Source organism: Hyunsoonleella jejuensis, assembly GCF_900111025.1.
Taxonomy (GTDB): domain Bacteria; phylum Bacteroidota; class Bacteroidia; order Flavobacteriales; family Flavobacteriaceae; genus Jejuia; species Jejuia jejuensis.
Map to the genome: position 1 here is coordinate 355985 of NZ_FOFN01000002.1, position 12499 is coordinate 368483.

At 31.7% G+C, this 12499-nt stretch carries 9 protein-coding genes; 8 read left to right on the forward strand and 1 reads right to left on the reverse strand.

Going from position 1 to position 12499, the window contains the following annotated elements; all coding sequences use genetic code 11:
* Nucleotides 1–333: 333 nt before the first annotated feature.
* Entirely contained in the window at nt 334–2169 is a 1836-nt protein-coding gene (locus BMY39_RS08280; RefSeq protein ID WP_092578496.1) for an Ig-like domain-containing protein, read from the reverse strand.
* Nucleotides 2170–2706: 537 nt separating this feature from the next.
* Here BMY39_RS08280 and BMY39_RS08285 point away from each other — a divergent pair.
* The 8 genes from BMY39_RS08285 to BMY39_RS08320 all read left to right on the forward strand — a co-directional run bounded on the left by BMY39_RS08285 (nt 2707) and on the right by BMY39_RS08320 (nt 12488).
* Nucleotides 2707–3729, forward strand: a complete 1023-nt coding sequence (locus BMY39_RS08285; RefSeq protein ID WP_092578498.1) for an NAD-dependent epimerase — start codon at nt 2707–2709, stop codon at nt 3727–3729.
* 161 nt (nt 3730–3890) lie between these two features.
* Nucleotides 3891–4874, forward strand: coding sequence for an SDR family oxidoreductase (locus BMY39_RS08290; protein WP_092578500.1), 984 nt, complete (start codon nt 3891–3893; stop codon nt 4872–4874).
* Nucleotides 4875–4880: 6 nt separating this feature from the next.
* On the forward strand, nt 4881–6260 hold the full coding sequence (locus BMY39_RS08295; RefSeq protein ID WP_092578502.1) for a nucleotide sugar dehydrogenase: 1380 nt from the start codon (nt 4881–4883) through the stop codon (nt 6258–6260).
* A gap of 6 nt (nt 6261–6266) precedes the next feature.
* Complete coding sequence (locus BMY39_RS08300; RefSeq protein ID WP_092578504.1) at nt 6267–7547, forward strand: nucleotide sugar dehydrogenase; 1281 nt, start codon at nt 6267–6269, stop codon at nt 7545–7547.
* Between the two features lie 54 nt (nt 7548–7601).
* Entirely contained in the window at nt 7602–8921 is a 1320-nt protein-coding gene (locus tag BMY39_RS08305; protein WP_092578506.1) for a flippase, read from the forward strand.
* Nucleotides 8918–10174: an O-antigen ligase family protein gene (locus BMY39_RS08310; RefSeq protein WP_092578508.1), complete on the forward strand. Its 1257-nt coding sequence runs from the start codon at nt 8918–8920 to the stop codon at nt 10172–10174. The genes BMY39_RS08305 and BMY39_RS08310 overlap by 4 nt, the downstream gene beginning before the upstream one ends.
* 22 nt (nt 10175–10196) lie before the next feature.
* Nucleotides 10197–11276: a glycosyltransferase gene (locus tag BMY39_RS08315; protein ID WP_092578510.1), complete on the forward strand. Its 1080-nt coding sequence runs from the start codon at nt 10197–10199 to the stop codon at nt 11274–11276.
* A 66-nt stretch (nt 11277–11342) separates the two neighbouring features.
* Entirely contained in the window at nt 11343–12488 is a 1146-nt protein-coding gene (locus BMY39_RS08320; RefSeq protein WP_092579179.1) for a glycosyltransferase, read from the forward strand.
* Nucleotides 12489–12499: the final 11 nt, after the last annotated feature.

The window sequence follows — 12499 nt, forward strand, 5'->3', positions numbered from 1 at the left end:
TAATATTATTGGCTACTATATAAATTTAGATTAAAGAATAATTCTAATGCATATTCACCTAATAAAAATACAGATTTATATAGGCATACTTAAATCTTATACGATTTACTAATTAACAAGGTTAATATAGAAAAAACGTAATTCATTGGTTTACAAGGAAACGCTTTTGTGAAAACACTTAAAGTAAATCGTATAACTCAAGTTTAATTTTTTAATTATTTGGGCGAATGTGCTTTGATATCTGACAGGGTATGCATAAATAATAATAGTAAAAGCCACTACCCAGACGAATAGCATGAAATGTCAGCGTCGTCAGCGATTTGAAATCTTTAATTAAAAATCAACCAGATTTAAAAACTCTTCAACATCAGTATAGCCATCACCATCAAAATCACCAGTACCATCTCTTGTTAAATCTCCAAAAGCTGCTATTTCCCAAACATCTGGCATACCATCATTATCAGAATCGTAATCCACTGATCTCGTATTTACAGGTGTTGCGCTTACGGAATTTTGAAAGGCTATGTAGTGTGGATCACTCGGATAATCCGCAGAATTACCACCCTTGTAACTATGTGGTGTACTATTATTGATATTATCAAAATAATGCTGGTCTACAGTATCTGAATAATTATTAACCTTTCCATCGGCTGACAGGTATTTATTAGCTCCTACATCGGCTAAAATAGATGTTCTAGCAGCCGAAGCGCTTAAAACAGGTACATCATGACCTAATAATGGAAACATAGTATTTGTACGATAAGAAGCTTCACTTATTGGATTTCCTTCATCTGAGTAAGGTGATGAGACATCTCTGTATCTAAACAAAGTCCAATTATCACCATCGGCCGTTAATCGCCCGTCTGCAACATTCTGCTCTGCATAAATTAAAGGAAATGATCCTGATTTTTCTTCGTTTGTAACAATCATATTTACCTTAACGTCGCTAACAGTATTTAATGCAGATTCAATGTAGTTTCCTATATAGTTTAACTTTGGTGAGCCTTTTGTTACTGTAAGTCTGTGTTTATAATTGTAAATAAAATTATTGACTATTTCAGCATTTCCGTCTGTGTGAATGTTAGGAAACCTATGAGTAATATTATAGGTTAAGTTATATATGAAAGACAAATTATCATTCTTACTTGGGTCATCACTATCCCCTAAAAGCATTCCAGTCTTTCCTTCCGCTAAAATATTTCTTTGAAACGTAATATTTTGAATTGTCTCTCCGCCTCCTGGTGCCCAAAAAGTTACAACTTCATCATTACCCCAACTAAATGAACAATGGTCTACAATAATATCCTGAACATTTCGAAAGGACAAAGCCTCTTTTAAATTACCTGACGCCGTGTAAGGAGGTCTAAATCTCATAAAACGAAGAATGACATTACTTGAGTTTTTAATTTCCATTTTGTTACCAGCAAAAGTAATACCAGGATAAGGCGCTGTTTGACCTGCTATAGTTACGTTTTGTAGGCCTCCAAAAGAAAAGCTTGTCTCACGATTTATGGTGCCACCAACATCAAAAACTATTATACCTCCATTCGTTGTTTTACTATCTGATAAAGCCTGTGCAAATGAACCTGCACCAGTTCCATTTAGGTTAGACACCCTGTAAACAGGCTTTCCACGTCCACCAGTTACGTTGCTCCCACTACCGTAAGCCGACGGAAATGCTTTTAACTCGGTAGCAATATTATCAACTCTGGGATTAACACTTATAGTAACCACTGCTGTGCTACAATTTTCTGTGACACTATCGGCATCACAAATAGTATATTCAAAAGAATCAGCCCCAGAATAACCAGGGTTAGGCGAGTATAAAATTGAGTCATCTGAAAAATCGTTAGGCGTATCGTTATCAATAATTTCTAGAGAGCCTTCTTGCGGGGAAGTACTTGTCACAGTAAAGTTAGCTGGAATACTCGAATCATTTTCTAGTATTTTTATCTCTACAGGTACATTCTCAAATGTTTCAGCAACATCATTCTCGATTTCAATCTGAAAAATTTCATTTACTGTCTCGGGGGTTTCTTCATTTTCTTCTTCTAGTATTTGCTCTTCAATCTGAGAGACATACAACTCCTCGTTGTTACAGGAAGATAAAAAAGTTAAAAAGAATACAAAAATAATCAATAGGTTCAGGTTTAAACGTAGGTTTTCCATGTTTGTTTTTAATAATTAGATTCATTGGGGCTTCAAATATATATACTTTAAAACGATATTTTATGCATTTCGTCGAAAAAATAAATATTTTTGTAGTACTATATATTCAATATTACATTTTATCGATTTCGATATGCATTTTATCCGTTCTAAATTTTAGGCATATACGCTATGATTTGAGATTTGGACTTTCTTTATTTGTAACAATTTTAATTTCATCGCGAAAATAAGTAGTTCATCGGATATTTTTAAATATTGTTAATAAGATGTAATAAGTATTATTTGAAGAAGATCATGTTAAAAAGATCTGAGCTTTCAAACACCTACATTGCATAAGTTAAGTCGCGCATCTAATTTTTTTTTTTTGAAGCTTTTTGTTTTATTTAATCACAGTTATTAAAAAAAGAAAGACGCAAAAAAGCAATTCTAGTTACTTCATCGAGAATAAATTCATTTTAGCATTAAATAAAATATCCTTTAATTCTTTTTTTAATATTTGTAGTATTAAAACAATTAAACACCTCAAATCATACAAAAATGAAAATACTCGTTACAGGAGCCGCAGGTTTCATAGGATATTTTACTTCAAAGGCCTTATTGCGAAATGGCCATAAAGTTGTAGGTCTTGATAATATTAACGATTACTATGATACTAGCCTTAAATATGATAGGCTAAAAGAACTAGGTATAAATAGTACCGAAGCATCTAATTATAATTATTTGTGCAACAGCGAAACAGACAGTAACTTTTCATTTATCAGAATGAATCTAGAAAACCGTGAGGAACTTCCAAATTTATTTAGAAATGAAGGTTTTGATGTGGTTTGTAATTTAGCGGCCCAAGCTGGGGTAAGATATAGTTTAGAAAATCCTGAGTCTTATGTAGACTCTAACTTAGTCGGCTTTTTAAATATCCTTGAATGCTGTAGAAACTTTAATATAAAACATCTTGTTTATGCTAGTAGTTCTAGTGTATATGGGTTAAATAAAAAAATACCATTTTCTACAGAAGATAATGTTGATAATCCCATAAGTTTATACGCCGCCACAAAAAAAAGCAATGAGTTAATGGCGCATACGTATAGCCACTTATTTAAAATCCCTACTACAGGCCTTAGGTTTTTTACTGTTTATGGCCCTTGGGGAAGACCAGACATGGCCATGTTTTTATTTACGGATGCCATCGTTAAAAACAAACCTATTAAAGTTTTTAATTATGGGAAAATGGAACGCGATTTTACCTATATAGACGATATCGTAGAAGGTGTTGTTAGAATTCTAGAGCACGATAACAAGGAAAGACTTGAAAAAAACGATTTATACAAGGTTTATAATATTGGTAATAACAATTCTGTAAAATTATTAGATTTTATTAAGGAAATAGAATTAAACCTCGAAACCGAAGCAGAAAAAACCATGCTTCCCATTCAACCTGGTGATGTTGAACGCACTTGGGCCAATGTAGATGATTTAATAACCGATTACGGCTATAGCCCCAACACATCAATTAATCATGGTGTTAAAGCATTTGTAGATTGGTATAAATCATATTATAACTAACTTAATTTTGACTACAAAACTGTTTTTTATCGATGAATTTAACCCTATAAAGACCCTACTGATTTTTTATCGTTAAAAACATCAACTTAGTATAATAATCATAAGGGTTTAAATAATTTTTCACATATTTGCCCATAGCTACTAACAACAAACCCAAATTAATGCTTGAAAATCTACAAAATAAGACCGTACTTGTTACGGGTGGTGCCGGATTTATAGGATCTAACCTTTGTGAAACACTTCTTTACCATAACATTAAAACTATCTGTCTAGATAATTTTGCTACCGGTAAACGTAAAAATATAGAACCCTTTTTAAGCAACAGTAATTTCACCTTGATCGAGGGCGATATAAGATCTCTAGAAGATTGCCAAAACGCTTGTAAAAATGTTGACTATATTTTACATCAGGCCGCTTTGGGCTCCGTTCCAAGATCTATTAAAGACCCCATTACAACTAACGATGTAAATGTATCTGGTTTTCTAAATATGCTCGTTGCTGCTCGTGATGCTAAGGTGAAACGTTTTGTTTACGCAGCTAGTTCATCCACTTACGGAGACCATGAAGCATTACCTAAAGTAGAAGACGTTATAGGAAAGCCGCTATCGCCTTATGCCATAACTAAATATGTAAATGAACTCTACGCTGATATATTCCATAAAGCTTATGGACTAAATACTATTGGTCTGCGGTATTTTAATGTTTTTGGAAGGCGACAAGATCCAGACGGAGCATACGCTGCAGTAATTCCTCTTTTTGTGAAACAATTTATTAAACATGAATCTCCAATGATAAATGGCGACGGAAGCTATTCGAGAGATTTCACGTATATAGATAATGTTGTACAAATGAACCTGCTAGCTATTACAACTGAAAATGAAAACGCATTAAATACAGTTTATAATGTAGCATATGGTGAAAGAACCACCCTTTTAGAATTAACAACACTATTGAAAAAACACCTTTCTGAGTTCGATGATTCCATAAAGCACGTAGAAATAAAGCATCGTGAGAACAGAGCTGGCGATATACCTCATTCCCTAGCCTCTGTTGATAAAGCAAAAAAACTATTAAACTACAACCCCAAATACAATATTAATGACGGCATTAAAGAAGCTGTTAATTGGTATTGGGAAAATTTATAAAAAGAAATGAAAGTCACAAAAATTTGTTGTATTGGAGCCGGTTACGTTGGTGGGCCCACAATGGCGGTAATTGCTAAAAAAAACCCAAACATTAAAGTAACTATTGTAGATATAAATCAAGCTAGAATTGATGCTTGGAATAATCCCGATGTGTCAAAACTTCCTGTTTATGAACCAGGTTTGGCTGAAATTGTAAAAGAAACTAGAGGTAAAAACCTGTTCTTTTCTACTGAAATAGACAAAGCTATAGACGAGTCAGAAATGATTTTTATATCTGTAAATACACCAACCAAAACTTACGGTAAGGGTAAAGGTATGGCCGCAGATTTAAAATATGTGGAACTTTGCGCTAGAAACATTGCCAATGTAGCTAAGTCAGATAAAATTGTAGTAGAGAAGTCTACTTTACCGGTAAGAACAGCTCAGGCGATTAAAAGTATTTTAGACAATACTGGTAGCGCAGTAAAATTTGATATCTTATCAAATCCTGAATTTTTAGCTGAAGGCACCGCTGTTCAAGATTTGTTGTACCCAGACCGCGTTTTAATTGGCGGGGAATCGGAAGAAGCTATTGAGAGTTTAGCCGATATATATGGAAGTTGGGTGCCACAAGAACAAATATTAAGAACGAACGTGTGGTCTTCAGAACTATCAAAACTTACGGCTAATGCCTTTTTAGCACAACGTATTTCGTCTATTAATGCAATTTCTGAGTTATGTGAGAAAACTGAGGCCAATGTAAATGAAGTTGCAAAGGCAATAGGAATGGATTCAAGAATTGGCCCTAAATTTCTTAAGTCATCCGTTGGTTTCGGAGGCTCCTGTTTTCAAAAAGATATTTTAAATCTAGTTTATATTGCTAGAAGTTACAACTTAAATGCAGTTGCCGACTATTGGGAACAGGTTATTATACTTAACGATCACCAAAAAAGACGTTTTGCAGATAATTTAATTAGTACACTATACAATACCGTTTCTGGTAAGAAAATTGGTTTTTTAGGTTGGGCTTTTAAAAAGGACACCAATGATACTAGGGAATCTGCAGCTATTTATGTTGCAGATCATTTATTAAACGAACAGGCTAACATTGCTGTATTCGACCCTAAAGTATCCAGTGAAAAAATACAATCAGATTTAAACTATTTAAATACTAGATCTGAAGATGAAAACAGAGCATTGGTAAAAGCTGCGAAAACGCCATATGAAGCTTTGAATGATGCACACGCTGTTGCGATAATGACGGAGTGGGATGAATTCAAAACATACGATTGGAAAAAAATCTACGAGAACATGAAAAAGCCAGCTTTTATTTTTGATGGTAGAAATATACTGGATAAGTCCGAAATGGAAAAAATAGGGTTTGTGTATTCTTCAATTGGTCAATAACATATTATGAATAAAGAAAAAATAGCAGTTATAGGTTTAGGTTATGTGGGATTACCACTAGCGCGTTTGTTTGCTACAAAATACGATGTTGTAGGCTTTGATATTAATGAGAAACGAATTTCTGAATTGCAAAAAGGCACCGATGTTACTTTAGAGGTTGATGACGCTGTATTAAAAGCTGTTTTAAAGAGCAGTCCCAGTTCTGAAATTGGCTTGTATTGTTCCTCAAATATAGAAGATATTAAAGGTTGCAACTATTACATAGTAACTGTTCCTACACCGATAGATAAAAATAATAGACCAGATTTAACACCTTTGTATAAATCTAGCGAAACTGTTGGAAAAGTGCTTAAAAAAGGCGATATCGTTATATACGAATCTACGGTATATCCAGGAGTGACTGAAGATGAATGTGTTCCTATTCTAGAGAAAATAAGTGGACTGAAGTTTAATTCTGATTTTTATGCAGGATATTCACCTGAACGTATAAATCCAGGAGACAAAGAACACACGGTTGAAAAAATCTTAAAGGTAACTGCTGGCTCAACACCAGAAATTGGTAAAAAAGTAGATGATTTGTACGCAAGTGTTATTACTGCTGGCACGCACCTCGCTCCTACGATAAAAGTTGCTGAAGCCGCTAAAGTTATAGAAAACTCGCAAAGAGATATTAATATAGCTTTCGTTAATGAATTGGCTAAAATATTCAACCTCATGGATATAGACACTCACTCTGTTTTAGAGGCGGCGGGTACTAAATGGAACTTTTTACCTTTTAAACCTGGGCTCGTTGGTGGCCATTGTATTGGTGTAGATCCTTACTATTTAGCACAAAAAGCTCAGGAGGTTGGGTATCATCCAGAAATTATTTTGGCAGGTAGGCGCGTGAATGATAGTATGGGACAATATGTTGCCAGTGAAGTAGTGAAAATGATGTTGAAAAATGATATAAAAGTAAATGGCGCTAAAGTTTTAATGCTTGGCATTACCTTTAAAGAAAACTGTCCAGACGTTAGAAACACCAAGATAGTAGATGTTATAAAACATTTAAAGGAATATGGGCTAAGCGTAACTATTTATGATCCGTGGGCAAACCCAGATGAAGTTAAACACGAATATAACCTAACTACCACAGATAAATTACCAAAAGATAAATTTGATACTATCGTTTTAGCAGCAGCTCATAGGGAGTTTAATAATTTAGATTATACAGAACTATTATCTAATAAAGGATTAATATATGATGTGAAAGGAGTTTTAAAAAATAAAGCTAATCGTTGTTTGTAAATTATCAACTCTGCCCTTCTTATATAATTATTCATCAAAAACCATTGACTAAATATGAACATCATAGACTTAATAAAAAGGTTCAAAATCTATTTAGTCAATTATCTTTGGATTATTTTTGGTTATGCATTAAGACTGTTACTGATTATTTTTATAATATCAAAAATTGCTGATAAAATTGGAATTGAAGATTTTGGCTGGTACAACTTAGGAATATCATTTTTCACAATACTAACTACAATTGCTGCACTTGGGTTTAATTCTTCATTCATCATTAAACACTTAGTAGGTTACAAAGACGGAAGTGATCAACAAAAAAAGATGTTAGGCACATTTTTAATCTCGAGAATAATTGCTTCTGTAGTTATCCTTTTTGTTTTGGGAGTATGGATAACCTTTTCTGGCGTAGACAGCAAATATTGGATTGTCTTTATCGCTACCTCTTCTATTCTGTTCATGTCTAATGAAGTCTTGTCATCTTATTTTCAAAGAAAATTACAGGCTTCCATATACATATCAGTTACAGCAGTTTCTTTATTTATTGTAGCTATTCTATTGGTAATTGGACTTTATTTAGATTTTGATGTATATTATTTTATAACTATATATGTTTTAGAAAGAGTTTTTATTTTTATAGGTATATGCTTAGCGTTTCATAAAAAAGTTTTTAAACTCAACGAAATGCAGTTCAGGGTTTCTATTCTAAAAAAAATGCTTCCCTATTCATGGCCATTAATGTTTGGGGCATTACTTACAGGGTTGTATGCGCGGTTTGACCAATTTTTAATTAAATACTATTTGAGTATAAATGAATTGGGAATATACGGTACTGCAGTGATTTTGTCACAAATTTGGTTAGTAATTCCCTCACTTATAGTTCCGGTTCTTTATCCAAAAATTGTGGAGTTAAAAAAAGATAATGAAGATAAAAAATATGAAAAAACTATTTTGTTGCTGTACGGAATCCTAAATTATTCAGCAATAGCTATAATACTTCTCACTATAATTTTTGGAGAATTTATTATAATGCAATTATACGGTGAGAAGTATTTTAACAGTGTAGAAGTTTTGAAGATTTTAATTTTTAGTCATTTAATACTTTTTCAAAGTCATTTGACAACTTCTATGCTTATTCTTGAGGAAAAGGAAAAATACCTTTTTAAGATAAAATTAGTAAGCGTCATATCTAACGTCATTTTTAATACTATATTTTTAGCTAACTTTGGAATTACTTATGCTGCATATTCAATAATTATTTCGGCTGTTTTGTCATGGTTTATTCTAGCTTTATTTGATAAAACCATGTTTTATTTATTAAGATTAAATCTTAAATCTTTTTTAATACCCTTTTACATCAAGAATATAAAAATATGAAATATGTATTATTCTTTTTTATAATATTATTTGTCTCTGGTGCCGATAGGTTTTTGTTTAGAGTTGGCATAGTTCCTGTTAGTCCTGCTTACCTTTTAGTTCCTCTGTCTTTTGTAATGTTTTTTATAAAATTTGATATAAGAAAATACTTTATCTATTTAAAAACACATACAGCAAAGTTTTTATTTTTAACCTTTATATGTACTTTGATTTTTAGTTTAAATGATAAAGTGTCATTTGAAATTATGCTTAACGAAATAGTAGCATTTTCAACAACTGTTTTATTATATTCTTTTTGTTTGATATTTTTCACTGAATGCTCAACGAAGGAAATAAGGTTTTTTTTGTTCATAGGTTTTATAGTAATCTGTGCAAGTATATATTATGACATGTTTATCGGTCTTCCCGTTACTGACGTAGATTTAGTTGACCAGGCTAGAAAAGGTGGTTTTGCCGAAAATCCAAATACTGCTGCTTCTGCTGTTAAGTTTTTAGGATTAGGATTGCTGCTTCTATATGCTTCAGAAAAAAAAATGAGAATGGTGGTTTTAACTATAATGCTATCTTCTGTTTTCATTACATTTTCCAGAAGTGGGTTATTATCTGTAATATTGATTGTAATATTCTTATCCTTGAATGAGTGGAAAATTTTCTTAAATATAAAATTTAGCCGTTTGCTTCTTACATCTTTAAAAATGATACTTTTATTTGGTTTTTTTTATATGCTTATTCTAGTTTTTGCAGATATTATAAGACAAGAAGTGCCTGCTTTTAGAGAAGGTGCAGCTGGAGAAAGACTTGATTTGTTGACAGGGCAAAGCGATGAAATTATAACAAGTGATGACAGAACTAGTGATGGAAGAAGTACATTAGTAATTAGATATCTAAATAAGTTTGCAGATAACCCATTAGGGTCAGGTACAGCATATTGTGCAGATAAAAATATAAGCTCAAAAAATACTCACAACTATTTTTTAAGAGTATCTGTCGAATATGGGATATTTGGATTAATCATTTTTATAATTTTTCTCTACAAGTCAATTAAACTAGCTCGAGAAAAGGAACATTTCTATTACTTAGTTTTTATAATTCTGATAATATTTGAAAGCGTAATTTCACATTATTTATTTGTTGAGAAACCTATTGTAGTTGTATTAGCTTTATTAGACTACAGTCTTTATTACAGGCATACACAGGAGGACAGTGAACAAAATGAATCTGTATTAGTATCAACTGAACCCGATTTAGTATAACAATATTACTAATTATTAAAAAATGGCTAAAAGGAAAAAAATAGTTTTTGTCTTACCTGATTTCACATCAGGAGGAGCAGAAAGGGTGATGTCTTTTGTAGCTCAAAATGTTTCTAAGCATAATTTTGAAGTATCACTTTGGGCTGCTGGTTTTAAAAAAAATACAACGTACAATTTAGATGGCCTAGATGTAACTTACTTCAATAAAGACAGAGTTTTAAAAGCTATACCATGCTTTTTCAATTCGATTAGAAAAACTAAGCCAGATATAGTAATAAGCTCAATTGGACATGTCAATACAGTTATGGGTTTTCTATCATTATTATTTCCAAAAACCAAATTTGTTGGTAGAGTATCTAACGTAATTAGTGTAAGGAGTAATTACTTAAACGATAACGAGAAAACGTTTTTCAGTAGATTACCTTTAAGTAGGTTTGGCTATAAATTTTTAGATATTATTCTTTGCCAATCTAGAGATATGTTTGACGATATGAAACTAAATTATAATATACCAGATGCTAAACTAAAGATTATTAATAATCCTATAAGTGATGGGTTTAAATTTAACGATAGAGAGTGGAAAAAAGGTGATACTATAAAATTTATTACCGTTGCTAGATTAAAAAAACAAAAAGGCCATGAAAGAATTGTAAATGTACTTTCTAAATTAGACCTTAACTACAAGTACACTATAATTGGGGATGGTCCAGAAAAAGAGCCGTTATTCGATAAAATAAAGGCTTATGGTATAGAAGATAAGGTAATCCATATTCCTTTTACTAAAAACGTTGCAGAGTATCTTCAGAAGTCTGACTTCTTTTTACAAGGGTCATATGTAGAAGGTTTTCCAAATTCTTTAATTGAAAGCTGTGCAGTCGGGACTCCTGTAATTGCTTTTAAAGCACCTGGTGGATTAAACGAAATAATAGAGAATGGTATTAATGGACTAATTTCAAATGATGAAACCGAATATTTAGAAAATATTCATAAAGCTGTTTCAGAAATACAATGGAATTTAAAAAAAGTAAGCGAATCTGTAAATATCAAATTCAATAAAGAAACCATTATCAAAAATTATGAGGATTTTTTCAATAGTATTTGAGTATAATTTATAATTCCAGAAACATTGCAAGATACATTTTTAGAAAATAAATCTAAACAAAATAAAATGACATTAGGAATATTGATATATTCATTAGCTGGTGGTGGTGCAGAAAGAGTAGTTTCGCATTTGTTATCTTTTTGTATTGCAAACAAGATTGAAGTACATTTAATTTTAATGAATGATACTATTAAATATGAAGTACCTCAAAACATTAATATTCACTTCATAGAAAAATCTAATTCTAATGAAAGTGGTATCAACAAGACACTCAAAATTCCTTTTTTAGCTTTTAAGTATGCGAAACTCATAAAAAAATTAGGAATTACACATAGCTTAGGCTTCTTAACTAGACCTTCTTTTATAAATATTATTTCAATTAATCTCACAAAACACTCTTTTAAGATAATAACTAATGAACGTGCTTACCCTAGCTTACAGTATGGTTACAAAAATTTTCAATCTTTTTTCAATAAAAGGATGATAAAGCTTTTATATAAAAAATCCCATCTAGTTATTTCTAATTCTCAGGGCAATGCAAATGATTTAATTGAAAACTTCGGTGTCCCTAAAGATAAAATGAGGGTAATTCATAATCCAATAGATTTAGAAAAAATCAATACCATCAAACCTATCACCAATTTTTTTGATGAAAAAAGCTTCAACATCGTTACATTAGGGAGACTTACCAAGGGAAAAAATCATACTATGCTTATAGAAGCTGTATATAGAACTAAAAACTCTTCAATAAAACTTTACATCTTTGGATTAGGCGAACTTCAAAATGAATTGGAAGTGTTAATTGATAAATTAAATTTAAAAAATCAAGTAAAGTTAATGGGTTTTGACCCTAACCCCTACAAATACCTGAAATCTGCAGACTTATTTATTTTTGGTTCAAACCATGAAGGTTTTCCAAATGTTTTATTAGAAGCGATGTCTTGTGGTTTGCCTATATTAAGCACAAACTGTAAATCTGGGCCCGACGAGATTATGGAACTAAAAGATTTAAAAGATGACATAATGTTAACTGATTATGGTATTTTGGTACCAACTAATGACGTCAGATTAATGACCAAAGGCATTAACTACTTCAAATCTAACAAAGGCTTTCTAAAAAGCTGCAAAAGGAATGTTCTTAAGCGTTCCAATGATTTTAAAAAGAACAAAGTATTAAATGAATATATCAATGTAATACGTGAATCTCACTAATTACATATAAA

Bases quoted from the DNA above. Each gene is read 5' to 3' on its own strand.
- BMY39_RS08280 (WP_092578496.1), bottom strand. From the start codon at position 2,169: ATGGAAAACCTACGTTTAAACCTGAACCTATTGATTATTTTTGTATTC.
- BMY39_RS08285 (WP_092578498.1), top strand. From the start codon at position 2,707: ATGAAAATACTCGTTACAGGAGCCGCAGGTTTCATAGGATATTTTACT.
- BMY39_RS08290 (WP_092578500.1), top strand. From the start codon at position 3,891: ATGCTTGAAAATCTACAAAATAAGACCGTACTTGTTACGGGTGGTGCC.
- BMY39_RS08295 (WP_092578502.1), top strand. From the start codon at position 4,881: ATGAAAGTCACAAAAATTTGTTGTATTGGAGCCGGTTACGTTGGTGGG.
- BMY39_RS08300 (WP_092578504.1), top strand. From the start codon at position 6,267: ATGAATAAAGAAAAAATAGCAGTTATAGGTTTAGGTTATGTGGGATTA.
- BMY39_RS08305 (WP_092578506.1), top strand. From the start codon at position 7,602: ATGAACATCATAGACTTAATAAAAAGGTTCAAAATCTATTTAGTCAAT.
- BMY39_RS08310 (WP_092578508.1), top strand. From the start codon at position 8,918: ATGAAATATGTATTATTCTTTTTTATAATATTATTTGTCTCTGGTGCC.
- BMY39_RS08315 (WP_092578510.1), top strand. From the start codon at position 10,197: ATGGCTAAAAGGAAAAAAATAGTTTTTGTCTTACCTGATTTCACATCA.
- BMY39_RS08320 (WP_092579179.1), top strand. From the start codon at position 11,343: ATGACATTAGGAATATTGATATATTCATTAGCTGGTGGTGGTGCAGAA.